This is a genomic window from Oceanospirillum sediminis, assembly GCF_014164585.1.
Lineage (GTDB): Bacteria > Pseudomonadota > Gammaproteobacteria > Pseudomonadales > Halomonadaceae > Oceanospirillum > Oceanospirillum sediminis.
In genome coordinates this window covers 1-317 of the sequence record NZ_JACJFM010000322.1, presented here as the reverse complement: position 1 = coordinate 317, position 317 = coordinate 1, and the positions used below count along the sequence as shown (strand labels likewise).

At 47.3% G+C, this 317-nt stretch carries 1 protein-coding gene; it reads right to left on the bottom strand.

Annotated features, from left to right (window positions below; genetic code table 11):
- Positions 1 to 317: phage tail termination protein (locus H4O21_RS25080; RefSeq protein ID WP_182812729.1), on the bottom strand; the 317-nt coding region annotated here is incomplete at both ends.

The window sequence follows — 317 nt, the reverse complement described above, 5'->3', positions numbered from 1 at the left end:
GGCCTACCGAGCGGAGCCTGCAACTGGATGTAGTTAACGCACGAATCAATCGGATGCGTCTTGATGTATTCGATAATTTCATTGGCTTTAGCATCAACATCAGCAACGTTGTACTGGCCTTGCTTGCCAACAACATACAGAGAGAAATAGAAGTCACCGCCGAGTCCATTCATCACCTGCGTGCCGCCGTTGGATTGCAGGACAATAAATTGCTCACTGCCATCTCCAGTGTCATTCCAGAACTGCAATTGCGAAGTCCAGCCATCATACAATCCAGCATCCTGAAGATATGTATCAACCAGTTCAAGCATGTTCAC